This is a genomic window from Serratia sp. 22278, assembly GCF_052045405.1.
Taxonomy (GTDB): Bacteria; Pseudomonadota; Gammaproteobacteria; order Enterobacterales; family Enterobacteriaceae; genus Serratia; species Serratia marcescens.
Genome location: NZ_JBQEOW010000006.1, coordinates 171,180 through 188,977 on the forward strand (window position 1 = coordinate 171,180; position 17,798 = coordinate 188,977).

Below are 17,798 nucleotides of genomic sequence, written 5' to 3' on the forward strand. Positions count from 1 at the left end.
ACGATAAAACGCCGGTCCGGTTTCCCGACCGGCGTTTTTTATGCGGCTTCAGCCGAGCAACCCCCACAGTGCATACCCCGCTCCCACCACCGCCACCGCCAACAACAGCAACGCCGACAGGACAGAGATCGCCCGCCGCGCGCGCTGCAGCGCCGTTCCCGACAGCAGGGTGATATAGGTCAGCAAAATGGCGAAGTCCGCCAGCACCCACAGCGCGGTCAGCAGCGTCAGGCTGGCGCCGATCGAGGGGGTGACGGCGATGAACTGCGGGAAAAAGGCGACGAAGAAGATAATGTCTTTGGGGTTGGCGATGCCCACCAGAAAACCGTTCAGGATCGCCGGGCGTTTTTGCGGCGGCGCAACGGGCTGCGCATCGGGGGCTCGCGCGGATAAATCCTCATACAGCGAGACGATCGCCATACGGCCAATAAACAGGCAACCCAGCAGGCCTATCCACTGCAGCAAGCGCATATCCACGGCGAACAGCCCGGTGATAATCAGCGCGGCGACGCCGATCAGCAACAAGGAGGCTCCGTTGCTGCCCAGCGCGGTCAACAGCGCACGCCGGGCGCCAAAGCGCGCCGCGGTGTTGGCCACCACCATCACCACCGGCCCCGGCGTGGCGATCAGCAACAAAATGGCGGCGAAATACGCCGCCAGCAACGACAGGTTCATCTTTATTTCACTCACATTCAGTCAGTTGGCGTCGCGCCATTATCATGCCGCCGCCCCCGCCTTGAAAAAGGAGTAATCCTGTCGTTTACTGTGAATCAGACTCATTATTAGAGACGCCGCGATGGCCAGTTCCCTTCCGCCGCTTTACGCCCTGCGCGCCTTCGAAAGCGCCGCCCGCACCGGCTCGTTCACGCTGGCCGCCGAGGAGCTGCATCTCACCCCGAGCGCGGTCAGCAAGCACATCAAAACGCTGGAGCAGCACTTCGGCTGCCGGCTGTTCCAGCGCAACGGCCCGCGTATCGAGGTCACGCCGCAGGGGAAAATCTTCGCCGCCGAGCTGCAGCAAGGGTTTGGCCGCATCGAGCAAGCCTGCGAGCTGTTCAGAAGCCACCGCGATCTGCTGCGGCTGAAGGCGCCCTCCACCCTGACCCTGCGCTGGCTGCTGGACTGCCTGAGCCGGTTCCGGCAAACGGCGCAGGCGTTCGAGGTGCAGGCAGCCAGCGTCTGGATGGACATCGACAGCGTGGATTTTTTCAGCGAACCCTACGACTGCGCCATCCTGCTCGGCAACGGCCATTTTGGCGCCAATACCGCCGCCGCCAAGCTGTTCGACGAATGGCTGATCCCGATTTGCGCCCCCGCGCTGCTCGCCGACGGGCAGCGGGATCTCGCCGCCTGCCCGCTGATCCACCCGTCGCCCGATCGGCGCGACTGGCGGCGCTGGCTGCAGAAAAGCGGCATCGCGGCCCCGATCGATCTCATGCGCGGCCAGGTATTTGATTCGCTGGAACAGGGCAACGCGGCGGCCATCGCCGGGCACGGCGTCTCGATCGGCGATCTGGCGCTGAGCCTGCGGACGATTGAGGAGGGATTATTGGCGCTGCCTTGTGACGTCGCCGTGCGCACCGGCGACGGTTACTATCTGGTTTGGCCGGAAGAATCGGCAAAACGGCCGCTGATCGAACGCTTACAGGCATTTCTCGCCGCCCAAACGCCCGACGTCAGCCGGGCCGCCGTCAGGTTTATCGGGTAGGGGACTCGCTACCGAACAGCCCGCCGTCGCGCAGCAGATGCTCGTTGCCCTTGCGGCGGGTAAAGCCGCTGCGATCGAAGAACTCCAGCACCTGGATCGCCAGCTTGCGCCCGACGCCGAGCCGATCGCGGAAATCGGCGGCGTTGGCGCCGCCGCGCTCCGCATCCAGCTCGCGGATCAGCGCCGCGAACTGATCGATGCGTCGGCTGAGGTAGTAGCGATCCACCACCACCGCCGTCACATGGCCCAACTGGGCCGCCTTGCGCAGCAGCGCGCGCACCCGGCTCTCTTCCTCGCCCAGTTCGCTCGCCAAATCGCGCACCCACCACGGCTCGTCGCCGAACAGCGGTTCGATGCGCGCCCACAGCGGCGCCTCTTCGGCGCTGAACGCCAGGCCGTGTTCCGGCAGGTGCAGCCAGCCGCGCGTATTGCGCAGCGCGCCGGCCTTCAGCAACCGATCGATCATCATAAACACCAACGCCTCCGGCTGCTGAGGCAGAGCCATGCGCCGCAGGCGGGCGCGCCCTAAGCCCAGCTGATCGGCGTGCTGTTGGTGGTACTCCGCCAGCACCTGCAGCAGGCGGCTTTCCGCCTGTTGCACCTGATCCTGCGCCAGCGCCCGGTCACCGACGATCAGCAGATCGCGGTTCGCCAGCAGCTCGTCCAGGCCATCGTCCGTCAATTGACGCGCCCAGGCGAACGCTGCCAGTGACAGCGCGCCGTGCGGCAATTCAAGCGCCAGCGTCTGCGCATCGTCCTGCGCCAGCGCCAGGGCCTGCAGCCATGCCAGATAGTCCGGCTGACGCTTGCCGCGCTTGGGCGCATTCAGCCTGAGCACCCGGGCCGCGCCCAGCGTTTGCCGCGCGCCGATATCGCGCAGCACCAGCCGATCGTTCTGTGCCAACCACAGCGGGCGATCGAGGATCAGTTCCGCCAGCCCGTCGTTCAGCAACGAAATACGCCCGGTGATGTGGCTGGCGGCATGGTGCAGATGCAGCGGCTGCCAATGGCGGATCGGCCGATCCGTCTCCAGCGCCACCAGAATGCGTTCCGCCGCTTCGGGCGGGCGCTGCGCCAGCAGCCAATCGCCGCGCGCGATCCGCTCTTTATCGACATCGCCGCTGATGTTAAGCGCGATGCGCTGCCCGGCCTGCGCGTGTTCCACGGTCTGATTCTGGGCATGCAGGCCGCGCACCCGCACCGGTGCATCGGCGCCGGTCAGCCACAGCGTATCCCCCACCTTCACCCGGCCGCCGAGCGCGGTGCCGGTCACCACCAGCCCCGCCCCTTTGACGCTGAACGCGCGGTCTACCGCCAGGCGAAAACGGCGCGTCAGCGCATGCTCGCCGGGCGACAACGCCAGCAAATGCGCGCGCAGCGCCTCGATGCCCACTCCCGCCGCCGCTGCGGTCACGAACAGCGGCGCATCGGGCCAGCCCTGACGCGCCAGCTCGTCACGCACCTGAACTCGCACCTCATCGATACGCGCCGCCTCCACCCGGTCGGCCTTGGTCAGCGCCACCGTCAGCGCCGGGCGCCCGCTCAGGCGCAGGATCGCCAAATGCTCGCGGGTCTGCGCCATCACGCCGTCGTCGCAGGCCACCACCAGCAGCGCATGGTCGATGCCGCCGACGCCCGCCAGCATATTGGCGAGGAATTTCTCGTGGCCGGGCACGTCGATAAAGCCCAGCACCCGGCCGTCCGGCTGCGGCCAGTAGGCGTAGCCCAGATCGATGGTCATGCCGCGGCGCTTTTCTTCCGGCAGGCGATCCGCGTTGATCCCGGAGATCGCCTGCAGCAGGGTGGTTTTGCCATGATCGACATGGCCGGCGGTGGCGATGATCATGATGCGCTCAGCGCGTCGATCAGCGCCCCTTCCTGTTCCAGACAGCGCAGATCCAGCCACAGCCGGCCGTCGCCGAGGCGGCCGATCACCGGCTGCGGCAGACGGCGCCAACGTTCAGCCAGCGCTTCCAGCGTGGCGCCGCGGCCGTCGCGCGGCGTGAAGGTCAGGGCATAGCTGGGCAGGCGATCCACCGGCAGCGAACCGCTGCCAATCTGCGACCAGCAAGGTTCGGCGCGCAGCTCGAAATCGGCGGTGAACCGCGGCGTCAGCGCCGCCAGCAGCCGCTCGGCCGCCTGTTGCATCTCCTGCTGCGGGCGGGTCAGCAACCGCAGCGTCGGCAATTGCTCTGCCAGTTTTTCCGGCTGCAGATAGAGCCGCAGCGTGGCCTCCAGAGCCGCCAGCGTCAGCTTGCCGACGCGCAGCGCGCGTTTGAGCGGGTGCTGCTGCAAACGGGCGATCAGCGCCTTTTTGCCGACGATGATGCCGGCCTGCGGGCCACCCAGCAGCTTATCGCCGGAGAATGTCACCAGATCGACGCCGGCGGCCAGCAGCCGCTGCGGCATCGGCTCGGCGGGCAGGCCGTACTGCGCCATATCGATCAGCGAACCGCTGCCCAGATCGGTGGCGGTCGGCACGCCCTGTTCGGCTCCGAGCTGCGCCAGTTCGGCCTCGTCGACCGCCGCGGTAAAGCCCTGAATGCTGTAGTTGCTGGTGTGCACTTTCATTAACAGGCCAGTCTGCTCATTGATGGCCTGGCGGTAATCCTTCAGATGGGTGCGGTTGGTGGTGCCGACCTCCACCAATTGACAGCCGGCCTGGCGCATCACGTCGGGAATGCGGAACGCGCCGCCGATTTCCACCAGCTCGCCGCGCGACACCACCACCTCTTTGCCGGGGGCGATCGCCGCCAGCATCAGCAGCACCGCCGCCGCGTTGTTATTGACGATGCAGGCGTCCTCCGCGCCGGTCAGCCGGCACAGCAGATCCGCCACCGCCCGATCGCGATGGCCGCGCCCGGCGCCGTCCAGATCGTACTCCAGCGTCACCGCCTCCCCCATCACCGCGCTCACCGCATCTTTCACCGGCTGCGCCAGCAGGGCGCGCCCGAGATTGGTGTGCAGCACGGTGCCGCTGAGGTTGAACACCGGCAATAACGCCGGGCGTTGCTGCCGGGCCAGCTCGGCCCGCAGCGCCTGCGGCCAGTCGCCGCACCAGGCCGGCAAGCGTTGCTGTTGCTTGATCGCGTCGCGCGCCTGGGCCTGCAGCCGGCGCAACAGTTCACCGATCAGCGTCTGGCCATGCTGCGCCACCAGCGGTTCAATCGCGGGTTCACGCAGCAGACGGTCGATGGCGGGCAGTTGACTGTAAAGAAGGTGGGATTCAGTGCTCATGGTCGCTCGGTTTTCAATTTAGACGTATCGGCATAGCAAAACCCCGCCGCGGCGGGGAGAAAAAAACTCAAGGCGGCGCCGTGCGGGCGAAACTTTCGCGGGCGAACAGGCGTTCGGCCAGCTTGACCAGCGTTGGGCGCTCGACGCACCAGTTGGGCAGGATGCGGCGGAAATTGAGGTAGCCCAGCGCGCAGCCGGTGGCGATATCCGCCAGCGTCAGCCGCTCGGCATTGAGCCACGTTTTTTCCCGCGCCAGCGCCTCCAGTGCGTCTAGGCCCTGCGTCAGCTTGTCACGCTGGCGCAACATCCAGTTTTCGTCCTGTTTTTCCGGCGCGCGCCGGCTTTCGCGAAACAGGGTCGCCGCCGCTTCGGTCACGCCGTCCGCCAACGCCGCCACCTGCCGAACGCGCAACGCGGCGGCGCGTTCGGCCGGCAAAAACGCCGGCTCCACCGCCAGCAGCTCGAGGTATTCGGCCACCACCGGCGAGTCGTAAAACACCTCGCCGTCATCGGCGATCAGCACCGGCACCTTGGCGAGCGGGTTCAGCTCCTTCACCCGGCTGCCGGGCTCATACGGCGGATCGTTGACGAATTCGAACGCAATCCCCTTCTCCAGCAGCATCACGGAAATCTTGCGCACAAAGGGGCTGGTGTAACTGCCGATAAGCTTCATCCGGTCTCCTCCGCTTCGTCCTGGCCGCGGCGTCCTTACTTCACCGCCAGGGTATCGATAATCCGCTGCACCAGCGCCTGATGCACTTCCGGCGTTTTGGCCGGCGACAGCATTTGCAGCGTTACCACCCGTTTGTTGAACACCGTCAACACCAGGGTGGAGACCACCTTTTGCCCGTTGACGGTCTGCTCGGTATCCACCCGGCGAAACTTCTGTTTGCCGACGGTGAAGTTCTCTTCTTTGGTGGTCTGGATATTCTGATAGCGCTCGGCCAGCACCGTGATGGCGCTCTGTGTCAGCTCTTTCAGCATTTTGTCGCTGGTATTGAGCTTCATGCCGTCAGGCGGGATCACTTCGGACGAAACCGCGCTCTGGCGCGACTTGCCGTCAAGAAAGCGCTGAATGGTGGAGGTGCTGTCGTTGATGATGCCGCTGTTCAGCGTTTGATCGCTAAAGCCCGGCGGCAGCTCGAAGGTGATCTTGCCCTTCTGCAGCGACACGTTCAGCCCCGGCGGCGCGGGCGGGGTTTCTACCGGCGCAGGCGGCGGCGGTGGCGCGGGCTGCGTCACGGTCGGTTTGGTGTCGGGTGGCGGCACCGCCGGTTTGGTGTCGTCCTTGTTGTCGCAGGCCGCCAGTCCGATCGCCAACACGGCGACCGCGGTCAGTTTTGCCAGGGTGTTTAACATCGTGGTTCCTTTCGCTTGGCGCGTTATGGCCTAAACGTAGCAACTCGCCCGGGCGATTGCCAGAAGCCCGTGCTGAAATTGCTGGTCCGGCCCCGCGCGAACGGGGCCGGGCGGTTACTCCGCCGGGAACAGGAACGGATTGATGCTGCTGCGGCCGAAGCCTTCTTCTTCCATACGAGCGTCCAGCACCAGCGAAGCCAGATCGTCGGCCACTGCTTCGACCTGCGGGTCTTTTTCCTGATAGAGGATTTTCAGGTAAGTGCCGCAGTCGCCGCAGCTTTCCGCCTTCACCGCCGCCTGTTCGCTGTCCAGCGACCAGTAGTTGAGATCGCGGGTCTGCTCGCAGTTGCTGCACTTCACCCGCACCACGTGCCATTCGCTTTCGCACAGGTTGCAGTGCAGATAGCGCAGGCCGTTGACCGTGCCGATGTGCACCATGCTGGAGACCGGGATGCTGCCGCACACCGGGCAGAACTGACGCTGCTCGCCGTATTCGGCGCGCGCCTTGCCAGGGATCAGGCTGGCCATCTGCGCCCAATAGAGCGACAGCGCGGCCCAGAGGAACGGCGCCTTTTCGCTGCCCACCTTGCCGAACTCGCGGTTGAGCAAGGCGTCGGCCATCAGCTCCAGCTCGTGCGCCGAGGCCTTCTCCAGGTTGTCCAGCACCGCCAGGATATGCTCCGGCGCCTGCGGGCGCAGCTCGGCGATCAGCGACGTCAGCAGCTTGCGCCAGTGCTCGCTGCGCGGGAACACGCTCAGATCGAGCGGCGGTTTGCCGCTGGCGGCGCCCTGCGCCAGCGCTTCGCTCAGATCGAGCTGCAGCGGGTTATCGTGCAGCGCATGCTGCTGCGCCTGCGCCAGCTCGGCGGCGAAGTTCAGGTAGTCGCCCAGCGGATTGTCGACCGCCAGCTGACGCAGACGATCGGCGCGGCGGCTGTACAGGCTTTTCAGGTTGGCGAAAAGTAACGGCGGGATGTTCTCCGCCGTTGTGGACTTCTCACGCTGTGCCCCTAACTGCTCTTTAGGAACGATGCGGATACTCATCAGGGTTTATCTTCCTGTCGTTTCTCGCGGACCTCACGGTACCAGCGCGGATGATGTTTCTTGGCCCAGGCCGCCGGCACCCAGCCTTCCACCATCGCGGTAATGGTGCCTTTTACCCACAATGCGGCGTAAATGTGCACCATAATCACGATGATAAGGCCGACCGCGGCCAGCGAATGCACCAGCAGCGCGATGCGGATCAGCGGGATGGAGAACGACGGCGCAAAATACGGCCGCCAGATCACCACGCCGCTGGCCAGCAGCAGCACCAGGCTGATAATCGCCGCCCAGAACACGCACTTCTGGCCGAAATTATAGCGCCCGGTATCACCCACTTCCTCGTTCATGGCGATTTTGTGGATGTTCTTGGCCCAGACGATATCTTCCCGGTTGATCAGGTTATGCTTCCAGTAGCGCAGGAACATCAGCAGGAACGCGGCAAACATGATCACCCCGACAAACGGGTGCAGAATGCGCGCCAGCTGCGGCGTCCCGAAGATGTTCATCAGCCAGTTGAAGGAGGGGAAGAAGAACCCCAGCCCGCTGATGGCGGCGAACACGAAACAGAACGCCACGATCCAGTGGTTGATGCGCTCCGGCGCGCTGTAACGCTGAATGGGCTTTTCCTTTCTCATTTGCGCGTCTCCTCGTCGTGCGACTCGTCGTGCTCGTCCTCATCCTCGACGCGGTTAGGCCCGACGCCGACATAGTGGAACACGCTGGCCGCGAAGGTGGCGGCAAAACCGATGGCCGCCAGGGGTTTCCACACGCCCTTCCAGAAGGTCACCGCCGGGCTGATGCTCGGGTTGTCCGGCAAACCGTGGTACAGCTGCGGTTTGTCGGCGTGGTGCAACACGTACATCACGTGCGTGCCGCCCACCCCCGCCGGATCGTACAGACCGGCGTTCTGGTAGCCGCGGGTGTTCAGCTCGCTGACGCGATCCGCCGCCACCTGCTTCATCGCTTCCTTGGTGCCGAAGTGAATCGCGCCGGTCGGGCAGGTTTTCACGCAGGCCGGTTCCTGGCCGACGTCCACGCGGTCGACGCACAGGGTGCACTTGTACACCCGGTTGTCGTCCTTGTTCATGCGCGGCACGTCGAACGGGCAGCCGGCGATGCAGTAGCCGCAGCCGATGCAGTGCTCGGACTGGAAGTCGACGATGCCGTTGGCGTACTGAATGATCGCGCCTTCCGACGGGCAGGCCTTCAGGCAGCCCGGATCGGCGCAGTGCATGCAGCCATCCTTGCGGATCAGCCATTCCAGCTTGCCGTTTTCCTCCACCTCGGAGAAGCGCATCACCGTCCACGACTTGGCGGTCAGATCGGCGGGGTTATCGTACACCCCGACGTTGTGCCCCACTTCGTCGCGGATGTCGTTCCATTCGGAACAGGCCACCTGACAGGCCTTGCAGCCGATACAGGTGGTGACATCGATCAGTTTGGCCACTTCTTCCTGGTGGTCACGGGCGCGCGGCGCCGGCGTGAAACCATTGGTGGCGGATTTACGAATGATGTCTTGAGATTGCATGGCCATAATTCGTCTCCGTTACACCTTTTCCACGTTGACCAGGAACGCCTTGAACTCCGGCGTTTGCGTATTGGCGTCGCCGACGAACGGCGTCAGCGTGTTGGCGATAAAGCCTTTCTTCGCCACCCCTTCGTAACCCCAGTGGATCGGGATGCCGATGGTGTCGACTTCCTGGCCGTGCACCTGCAGCGTGCGAATACGCTTGGTCACCACCGCCTTGGCCTTGATGTAGCCACGGTTGGAGCTGACTTTCACGGTATCGCCCTGCTTGATGCCTTTCTTCTCCGCCAGCTTCTCGCCGATTTCCACGAACTGTTCCGGCTGGGCGATGGCGTTCAGCCGCGCGTGCTTGGTCCAGTAGTGGAAGTGCTCGGTCAGACGATAGGTGGTGCCGACGTAAGGGAACTTGTCGGATTTGCCCATCGCCGCCAGATCGTCCTTGAACACGCGCGCCGCCGGGTTGGACACCACGTTCGGGTGCAGCGGGTTGGTGCCGAGCGGCGTTTCGAACGGCTCGTAGTGTTCAGGGAACGGCCCTTCCGCCATCTTGTCGGTGGCGAACAGGCGGCCCATGCCTTCCGGCTGCATGATGAACGGCCCGACGTCGCTGCCCGGCGCGGCGGTGCTGTAGTCCGGGATATCGGCCCCAACCCACTTGGCGCCGTCCCACTCCAGCAGTTGGCGTTTCGGATCCCACGGTTTGCCCTGCGGATCCGCCGAGGCGCGGTTGTACAGAATGCGGCGGTTGAGCGGCCATGCCCAGGCCCAGCCCAGCGTATTGCCGAGGCCGGACGGATCGGCGTTGTCGCGCCGCGCCATCTGGTTGCCGGCCGGCGTCCAGCTGCCGGCGAAGATCCAGCAACCGCTGGCGGTGGTGCCGTCGTCGCGCAACTGCGCGAACGAGCTGAGCAGCTCGCCTTTTTTCACCAGCACTTTGCCGTCGGCATCCAGCAGATCCGCCAGCGCCTTGCCGTTGTTCTCCTGCGCCACCTCTTCCGGCGCCGGGTTGTCCGGCGTCAGGTAGTCCCAGGTCATGTTCAGCACCTGCTCAGGCACCGCGCCGCCGTCGCGCGCATACATCTCGCGCAGGCGGCTGAAGATGCCCGCCAGGATCTCGCCGTCGTTCAGCGCTTCGCCCGGGGCGTCCGCGCCTTTCCAGTGCCACTGCAGCCAGCGGCCGGAGTTGACGATCGAGCCGTTCTCTTCGGCGAAGCAGGTGGACGGCAGGCGGAACACTTCGGTCTGGATCTGCGAAGGATCCACCTCGTTGAACTCGCCGTGGTTCTGCCAGAAGTTGGAAGTCTCGGTGTTCAACGGATCGATGGTCACCAGGAACTTCAGCTTGGACAGCGAAGCCACCACCTTGTTTTTGTTCGGGAACGACGCCACCGGGTTAAAGCCCTGGCAGAAGTAGCCGTTGACCTTGCCCTGCGCCATCATCTCGAAGTACTGCAGCACGTCGTAGCCTTTGTCCCACTTCGGCAGCCAGTCAAAGCCCCAGCTGTTGTCCTTCTGCGCCTTGTCGCCGTAGAAGGTCTTCATCATGCTGACGAAGAATTTCGGGTAGTTGCCCCAGTAGTTCACCTGGCCCGGCAGCAGCGCCTTCGGCGTGTTGGCCTTCAGGTAGGTGTCGAGATCGGTCTGTTTCTCCGACGGCAGCGTCAAGTAGCCCGGCAGGCTCTGCGACAGCAGGCCGAGATCGGTCAGCCCCTGGATGTTGGAGTGGCCGCGCAGCGCGTTGACGCCGCCGCCCGCCATGCCCATGTTGCCGAGCAGCAGCTGGATCATCGCCATGGTGCGAATGTTCTGCGCGCCGACCGAGTGCTGAGTCCAGCCCAGGGCGTACAGGAACGAAGCGGTTTTATCCGCGACGCAGGTTTCGGCGATGTATTCGCACACCTTGAGGAAATCGTCCTTCGGCGTGCCGCAGATGTTGGTCACCACGTCAGGCGTGTAGCGGCTCACGTGCTGTTTCAGCAGGTTCCACACGCAGCGCGGATCCTGCAGCGTGACGTCGCGCTTGGCGAAGCCGTTCTCGTCGAACTGGTAGTTCCAGGTGGTTTTGTCGTACTTGCGGTTTTCCGCGTCGTAGCCGCTGAACAGCCCGTCTTCGAAGGCAAAGTCTTCCCGCACCAGCAGGCTGGCGTTGGTGTAGGCCTCGACGTATTCGCGGTTGAACTTGTTGTTGGTCATCAGATACAGCAACACGCCCGACAGGAAAGCGATGTCGGTCCCGGAGCGGATCGGCGTGTAGAAGTCCGCCACCGACGCGGTTCGGGTAAAGCGCGGATCGATCACGATCAGCTTGGCATTGTTGTGTATTTTGGCTTCCATCGCCCAGCGGAACCCCACCGGATGCGCTTCCGCCGCATTACCGCCCATGACGATAATCAAATTCGCGTTCTTGATATCAACCCAGTGGTTGGTCATCGCACCGCGACCAAATGTTGGAGCAAGACTTGCTACCGTTGGTCCGTGTCAGACACGCGCCTGGTTGTCTACGGCAAGCATGCCGAGAGCGCGACTAAATTTTTGCGACAGAAAACCGGTTTCGTTGCTGGCGGCCGAGGCGCAAAGCATGCCGGTGGTCAGCCAGCGGTTGACGGTAACGCCCTGGTCGTTGGTTTTGATGAAGTTGGCGTCACGGTCTTCCTTCACCAGCTTGGCGATGCGGGTAAAGGCGTCGTCCCAGCTGATGCGCTGCCATTTGTCCGACCCTGGCGCCCGGTATTCCGGGTACTTGAGGCGGCTTTCGCTGTGGATGAAGTCAACCAGGCCGGCGCCTTTCGGGCAAAGCGCGCCGCGGTTTACCGGGTGATCCGGATCCCCTTCGATATGGAAAATGCTTTCTTTGGCGTTTTTGGCGCCATCACCAAGGCTGTACATCAACAGCCCACAGCCGACGGAACAATACGTACAGGTATTACGGGTCTCGCGGGCGCGCAGCAGTTTGTACTGCCGGGTTTCCGCCAACGCCACTTCGGGGGCAAAGCCCAGCGCGGCCACCGTCGTTCCTGCCATACCGCCAGCGCAGATCTTAAAGAACTGCCTTCTGCTGACCTGCATGGGGGTCTCCTTTACTCTCGATTGTCACATTGTTCAAATGCGCCTGCCCGCTAGCGCGGCAAACGCGAATGTCACTGTTGTTATGCTTGCTACGAACGCCGGCCATATTACCACAGCGTGCTTGTGGTTGTTACACACTCGTGCTCATTCAGTGAACGCATTGGCACATTTCGATACATTTCGACGTTGGCGCTCCCTACAGTATAGAGAGTAACCAACGCGCCGGGGCGACGGTTTGAACCGGCCACCCAGCGCCCTCTTCTATCAACATGTTAACGCAACGATTTGCTCATTAACCACACAATTCACAGGGCATTGATAATCATTTTCAATATCATTTAATTAACTATAATGATCCGACTGCTTACGCGGTGCTCGCCCTTTGCGCCGCCCATACACCACTGGAGATGATGATTATGAGTTATTCACTGCCATCCCTGCCGTACGCTTACGACGCACTGGAACCGCATTTTGACAAGCAGACGATGGAAATCCATCACACCAAACACCACCAGACCTACGTCAACAACGCCAACACCGTGCTGGAAGCCTACCCTGAGCTGGCCAAATACAGCGTTGAAGAACTGATCCAGGATCTGGACAAAGTGCCTGCCGACAAACGCACCTTCATGCGCAACAACGCCGGCGGTCACGCCAACCACAGCTTCTTCTGGAAAAACCTGAAAACCGGCACCACGCTGGGCGGCGATCTGAAAGCGGCCATCGAGCGCGATTTCGGCAGCGTTGAGAAATTCCAGGAAGAGTTCGAGAAAGCCGCAGCCACCCGCTTCGGTTCCGGTTGGGCCTGGCTGGTGCTGAAAGACGGCAAGCTGGCCGTAGTGTCTACCGCCAACCAGGACAGCCCGCTGATGGGCGAAGCCGTCGCCGGCGCTTCCGGTTTCCCAATCATCGGCCTGGACGTGTGGGAACACGCTTACTACCTGAAATATCAGAACAAACGCCCTGACTACATCAAGGCGTTCTGGAACGTGGTCAACTGGGATGAAGCCGCCGCACGCTTCGCCGCGAAGAAGTAACTCGCCCCCGTTGATAAAGATGCCCGCCACCGGCGGGTATTTTTTTGCCTGAAATCCGCTAAAGTTTGACCACTTCTTGCCGATGGTTTGTTCAATTGACGTTCGCCCGGAGAAGGAAAAACGCTATGGCGGCATTGCAAGCATTGGCAGGAAAGTTCACTCATCTCACCGTAGGTAAAAAGCTCGGTCTCGGCTTCGCGCTGTTGTTGCTGTTGGCGGTCGTCATCGCCGGCACCGGGGCGCAATATCTGCATATCATCGAATCCCGCGCCGATCGCATCGACTTCAGCAACCGGCTGAACGAGGAGATCAACCAGGCCAAATACAACCGCGCCATGTACGGCCAGACCTACCAGCCGGAGTATCTGCAGAACAACCGCGCCAATATTGAAAACGCCGTCAAGCTGATAGACCAGGGGCAGGCGCTGGACTGGGACGCCCAAAGCCGCAAGGATCTGCAGCGCCTGGTGACGCTGATCGGGGAATATCAACAGCAGCAAAAAGTCTTTGAGCAGGCGGTCACGGCAAAAGACGCGGTGCGCCAGAGCTGGAACATGTCGGAAGTGCAGGCCAGCCTGAGCCAGGTGGAGCGTCAGCTCACCAACGGCGATCTGCAGCTGGCCTTCATCCAGCTTAACCAGAAGCTGACCCAGGTGCGCTACGGCGCGCGCGGTCTGCTGCTGAGCCTGAACAAGGAAACCGAAGCGCCGCTGATGGCGGCCATCGACGACGCGCGCGACGCGGCCAACGCCCTGAGCCGCCGGGTCAGCGACGCGCAGCGCCCGCAGCTGCAACCGCTGCTGGCCGCGCTGGACGATTACAAAAACCGCATCGCAGCCTACCTGCCGGCCTATGAGCACGAACAGCAAATCAGCCGGCAGCTCGGCGAACGCGCGCACGCGATCGGCACGCTGGTGAACGCCTTTATGCAGGACGAACTGGTGCAGACGCGCAACAACATCAATCTGGCGCAGCTGCAGATGGGCGTCACCACCCTGATCGCCATCATCGCCGGGGTGCTTATCGCCTGGCGCATCACCCTGCAGATCACCCGTCCGCTGCACAGCACGCTGGCCATGGCGGAACGCATCGCCGGCGGCGACCTGCGCCAGGCGCAGACCAGCACCCGCCGCGACGAGCTGGGGCAACTGCTGAACGCGGTGGCGGCGATGAGCCAAAACCTGCGCACCATGATTGAGAAGATCCAGATGGGGGTCAGCCAGGTCTCCACCGCCTCGGCGGAAATCGCCGCCGGCAACACCGATCTCTCCTCCCGCACCGAACAGCAGGCGGCGGCGGTCGAGGAAACCGCGGCCAGCATGGAACAGCTGACCGCCACGGTGAAACAAAACGCCGACAATGCTCATCACGCCAACCAGCTGGCCACCGACGCCTCGCAGACCGCACAACAGGGCGGTAAGCTGGTGGAAAACGTGGTCAGCACCATGCGCGATATCTCCAGCAGTTCGCAGCGTATCGCCGAAATTACTACCCTGATTAACGGCATTGCCTTCCAGACCAACATCCTGGCGCTCAACGCCGCGGTGGAAGCGGCGCGCGCCGGCGAACAGGGCCGCGGCTTCTCGGTGGTCGCCAGTGAAGTGCGCAGCCTGGCGAGCCGCAGCGCCCAGGCGGCCAAGGAAATAGAAGGGCTGATCGCCGAATCGGTCAGCCGGGTGAAAACCGGCACTGAGTTGGTGGAAAGCACCGGCAATACCATGGAACAGATCGTCCGTTCGGTCACCCACGTGCGCGACATCATGGCCGAGATCGCCGCCGCCTCCGATGAGCAGACGCGCGGCATCGCCCAGATTGGCCAGGCGATCGTCGAAATGGACCACACCACCCAGCAGAACGCCGCGCTGGTGGAAGAGTCCGCCGCCGCCGCCGATTCGCTGGAAGAACAGGCCGATATGCTGCTGCAGAGCGTCTCGGTGTTCCGTTTGGCGGAGCAGACCGAGCCCCTCGCCGCCAAAGCCGCCGCGCCGAAAGCGCCGGCCGTCAAACCCGCGGCCGCCAACGCCGCAGCGGAAGAGAACTGGACCACCTTCTGACGCCCTCAGGCGAGGAATATCCGTTCCTCGCCCTATCTTTTTGGCAACAGGTGGGTCGCGACTCCCCAATTCAACAAATTAAAACCAGAGGCGGTCACATCAAGCATTGCATAGCCGCAATTGCGATGACCGTATCTGCGAAGGTCCTCCTGCGGGTCGGCCCCTTTAAGCCACCAAATCAGTGCCTGCAGAGCATGGCCGTGCGTAACAACACCAAGCGTTTGATTTTGTCCATCGACAGCCAGATCGGACAGACAAGCCATCAGGCGCCAGGCAACCTCATAAGCATTCTCCCCTCCCGGTGCCGACGCCTCTGCCTTACCGGCAAAGAGGCACTGCGTCGCTTCAGGATAATCGCGCATGGCCTGCGCATAAGATAATCCTTCCAGTCGGCCAAAATCTTGCTCCTGCAAACGCTCATCCATTTGCACAGTGCAGCCACATCGCTCAGCCAACGTCTCCGCTGTCGTAAAAGCCCGACCAGTCGGTGAACTGATCAACGAAGTGACCGATAACATTTGCAAGCGAGCGCCAAGCCCAGCGATTTGACGTCGCCCCTCTTCTGTCAGCGGACTGTCACTTCGCCCCTGAATAATCCCCGAGCGGTTCCATTCTGACTCCGCATGCCTCAATACAATGAAACGCATGGTTTTTTCTCGACGATAAAAGCCTAAATATAGACAGGAAAAACACATCCTTCCGTACAGGTAAACGCCGGGTAGTGTACGAGAACAACTCAGGCTATGCTGAGCCCTCGACGCGAGATACGGAGGCGCACATGCATCACCCAGACGTTTACATCGGCAGCATTCAACCCTATGAGGGCGGGCGCCCCAGCGCCATCGCCAAACGCCAGGTGGATGGCGCTGTCCGGCTCACGCCGCTCGGGCTGGAAGGCGACGAACAGGCGGAGAAAAGCTATCACGGCGGGCCGGATCGCGCGCTGTGCCACTACCCGCGCGAGCATTACGCCCATTGGCGCGAGCAGTTTCCGGCGCAGGCGGAGCAGTTTTGCGCCCCGGCCTTCGGCGAGAATATCTCCACCGAAGGGCTGACCGAACACAACGTGTTTATGGGCGACATCTTCCGCTGGGGCGAGGCGCTGATCCAAGTCACCCAGCCGCGCTCGCCGTGCTTCAAGCTCAATTATCACTTCGCCATCGAGGACATTTCGCTGCTGATGCAGCAAAGCGGCCGCTGCGGCTGGCTGTATCGGGTGGTGTCACCGGGCGCGGTCAGCGGCGATCGTCCGCTGGCGCTGGCGGCGCGCAACAGCGACGTGTCGGTCGCCGAAGCCATCGCCATCGCCTGGCATATGCCGTTCGACGCGGAACAGTACCGCCGCCTGTTGGCGGTGGCCGGCCTCTCCGCCAGCTGGAGCAAGACCATGCTCACGCGGCTCGCCGAAGGGCGCCTCGAGGACTTCAATCGCCGCCTGCTCGGCCGTTGAACGCGCGGGCGGAAAAGATGAAAAACGTGCGCCGGATGCCGCGCTAAACATTTTCTTCCGCCTATACTGTAGCCGCACGTTTTTTCAGCCAGGAGCCAGGTATATGACCACCCCGACCCATTCGATTCATCACGCCGCCGCCGAAGGCTATCAGGCCAATGCCGATCGCTATGTGAAAGGCCGGCCGGATTACCCGCCGGAAATCGCCGTCTGGCTGCGTGACGTCATCGGCCTGCACGCCGGCATGACGGTCATCGATCTCGGCGCCGGCACCGGCAAGTTCACCCCGCGCCTGCTGGAAACCGGCGCGCAGGTGATCGCCGTCGAACCGGTGCCGCAAATGCTGGAAAAACTGTCGGCGGCGCTGCCGCAGGTAAAAACGCTGGCGGGCACCGCCGACGCGATCCCGTTGCCGGACGAGTCGGTCGATGCCGTGGTCTGTGCCCAGTCCTTCCATTGGTTCGCCACGCCGCAGGCGCTGGCGGAAATCCAGCGCATTCTCAAGCCCGGCGGCAAACTCGGTCTGGTGTGGAACATGCGCGATGCGCGCGTCGGCTGGGTGCGCAAACTGAATCAGATCGTCGATAGCCACGAAGGCGATGCGCCGCGTTTCTATACCGGCGAATGGCGCAAGTTCTTCCCGTTCAAAGGCTTTGAACCGCTGCAGGAGCAGGTGTTTATGCTGGGCCACCGCGGCGCGGTGGAGGACGTGATCTACAACCGCGTGCGTTCAACCAGCTTTATCGCCGCGCTGCCGCAGCCGCAACAGGAGCAGGTTATCGATCGGTTGCGCCAACTGGTGGCGGAAGAAGAGGAGCTGCGGGGCCAGGACACGGTCACCGTGCCCTATCAGACCAAGGCGTATTACACCACCAAGGTCTGACGCCCAGGGGTTCAGAACGCTTTCTTGGCGTAGCCGGTGACCGCTTTCAGGCCCATCTCGCGGCCCAGCGCGGTCATCGGGTGCACCACGATCAACCCGCGCGCGCTTTTCTTCAGCGCGCCCATATCGGCCTGCTCTTTCTTGGTGATCTCGCGGCTGAACGGCAGCTTGCTCAGCTTCTGCGCTTCGGCGCTCAGCTTCTCGCCGCGCACGTTTTTCAGGCGCTCGATCTCCGTCGCCAGTTTCTCTTTCTCTTTGGTGTGTTGCGCGATCAACTCAGGGTTGCCCTGTTGGATCACGGTGGCGTCTTTGTGGTTCAAGGCGTCCAGCAGGTCGCTCAGGCGCTTGATCTCTGCCTTTTCTTTCTCTTTCATGGTCTCTGGCCCGTTGTGCCCAAAATGGCACGCTAATCAATGATACCGGCATTGTAGC

16 protein-coding genes are annotated in these 17,798 nt (G+C 62.9%); 5 read left to right on the forward strand and 11 right to left on the reverse strand.

The window, feature by feature from the left end; all coding sequences use genetic code 11:
* Positions 1-48: 48 nt before the first annotated feature.
* The gene (locus tag ACTJJ6_RS13725) at positions 49-675 is read right to left on the reverse strand and encodes a LysE family translocator (protein WP_143778366.1); all 627 of its coding nucleotides are present in this window, start codon (positions 673-675) and stop codon (positions 49-51) included.
* 121 nt (positions 676-796) lie between these two features.
* On the opposite strand from ACTJJ6_RS13725, the gene ACTJJ6_RS13730 reads away from it, so the two are divergent.
* Positions 797-1,708 carry a LysR family transcriptional regulator gene (locus ACTJJ6_RS13730; RefSeq protein WP_049299611.1) on the forward strand — a complete coding sequence of 304 codons (912 nt, stop codon included), beginning with the start codon at positions 797-799 and terminating at the stop codon, positions 1,706-1,708.
* Here the strand turns inward: ACTJJ6_RS13730 and selB are convergent.
* The 8 genes from selB to fdnG all read right to left on the reverse strand — a co-directional run bounded on the left by selB (position 1,698) and on the right by fdnG (position 11,942).
* Positions 1,698-3,554, reverse strand: coding sequence for a selenocysteine-specific translation elongation factor (gene selB, locus ACTJJ6_RS13735; RefSeq protein WP_440804172.1), 1,857 nt, complete (start codon positions 3,552-3,554; stop codon positions 1,698-1,700). The genes ACTJJ6_RS13730 and selB overlap by 11 nt on opposite strands.
* On the reverse strand, positions 3,551-4,945 hold the full coding sequence (selA, locus tag ACTJJ6_RS13740; protein ID WP_016929563.1) for an L-seryl-tRNA(Sec) selenium transferase: 1,395 nt from the start codon (positions 4,943-4,945) through the stop codon (positions 3,551-3,553). The genes selB and selA overlap by 4 nt, the downstream gene beginning before the upstream one ends.
* A 67-nt stretch (positions 4,946-5,012) precedes the next feature.
* Positions 5,013-5,618 (reverse strand): glutathione S-transferase, encoded by a 606-nt coding sequence (locus ACTJJ6_RS13745; RefSeq protein WP_004934025.1) that lies wholly within the window; start codon positions 5,616-5,618, stop codon positions 5,013-5,015.
* A 35-nt stretch (positions 5,619-5,653) separates the two neighbouring features.
* A complete protein-coding gene (locus ACTJJ6_RS13750; RefSeq protein WP_049299613.1) occupies positions 5,654-6,304 on the reverse strand; it encodes a DcrB-related protein in 651 nt (216 codons plus the stop codon).
* A gap of 114 nt (positions 6,305-6,418) precedes the next feature.
* Positions 6,419-7,348: a formate dehydrogenase accessory protein FdhE gene (fdhE, locus tag ACTJJ6_RS13755; protein WP_033639080.1), complete on the reverse strand. Its 930-nt coding sequence runs from the start codon at positions 7,346-7,348 to the stop codon at positions 6,419-6,421.
* Positions 7,348-7,983 (reverse strand): formate dehydrogenase cytochrome b556 subunit, encoded by a 636-nt coding sequence (gene fdoI, locus ACTJJ6_RS13760; RefSeq protein ID WP_004934017.1) that lies wholly within the window; start codon positions 7,981-7,983, stop codon positions 7,348-7,350. Before fdoI ends, fdhE begins: the two co-directional genes overlap by 1 nt.
* A complete protein-coding gene (gene fdxH / locus ACTJJ6_RS13765) occupies positions 7,980-8,882 on the reverse strand; it encodes a formate dehydrogenase subunit beta (protein WP_004934014.1) in 903 nt (300 codons plus the stop codon). The genes fdoI and fdxH overlap by 4 nt, the downstream gene beginning before the upstream one ends.
* 12 nt (positions 8,883-8,894) lie before the next feature.
* On the reverse strand, positions 8,895-11,942 hold the full coding sequence (fdnG, locus tag ACTJJ6_RS13770) for a formate dehydrogenase-N subunit alpha (protein WP_086013585.1): 3,048 nt from the start codon (positions 11,940-11,942) through the stop codon (positions 8,895-8,897).
* Positions 11,943-12,358: 416 nt separating this feature from the next.
* Here fdnG and sodA point away from each other — a divergent pair, with 416 nt between their 5' ends.
* Both sodA and ACTJJ6_RS13780 read left to right on the forward strand, forming a co-directional pair.
* Positions 12,359-12,979, forward strand: coding sequence for a superoxide dismutase [Mn] (gene sodA, locus ACTJJ6_RS13775; RefSeq protein WP_004934003.1), 621 nt, complete (start codon positions 12,359-12,361; stop codon positions 12,977-12,979).
* Between the two features lie 125 nt (positions 12,980-13,104).
* Positions 13,105-15,033, forward strand: a complete 1,929-nt coding sequence (locus ACTJJ6_RS13780) for a methyl-accepting chemotaxis protein (protein WP_440804179.1) — start codon at positions 13,105-13,107, stop codon at positions 15,031-15,033.
* A 32-nt stretch (positions 15,034-15,065) separates the two neighbouring features.
* On the opposite strand, the gene ACTJJ6_RS13785 is transcribed toward ACTJJ6_RS13780, so the two are convergent.
* Entirely contained in the window at positions 15,066-15,680 is a 615-nt protein-coding gene (locus tag ACTJJ6_RS13785; protein WP_028128060.1) for a histidine phosphatase family protein, read from the reverse strand.
* A 131-nt stretch (positions 15,681-15,811) separates the two neighbouring features.
* On the opposite strand from ACTJJ6_RS13785, the gene yiiM reads away from it, so the two are divergent.
* Together yiiM and ACTJJ6_RS13795 are read left to right on the forward strand one after the other, a co-directional pair.
* Positions 15,812-16,483: a 6-hydroxyaminopurine reductase gene (gene yiiM, locus ACTJJ6_RS13790; protein ID WP_016929571.1), complete on the forward strand. Its 672-nt coding sequence runs from the start codon at positions 15,812-15,814 to the stop codon at positions 16,481-16,483.
* Between the two features lie 103 nt (positions 16,484-16,586).
* Positions 16,587-17,366, forward strand: a complete 780-nt coding sequence (locus ACTJJ6_RS13795; protein ID WP_049299615.1) for a class I SAM-dependent methyltransferase — start codon at positions 16,587-16,589, stop codon at positions 17,364-17,366.
* An 11-nt stretch (positions 17,367-17,377) separates the two neighbouring features.
* Here ACTJJ6_RS13795 and ACTJJ6_RS13800 read toward each other — a convergent pair whose 3' ends face one another.
* Complete coding sequence (locus ACTJJ6_RS13800; RefSeq protein WP_004933989.1) at positions 17,378-17,740, reverse strand: YibL family ribosome-associated protein; 363 nt, start codon at positions 17,738-17,740, stop codon at positions 17,378-17,380.
* Positions 17,741-17,798: the final 58 nt, after the last annotated feature.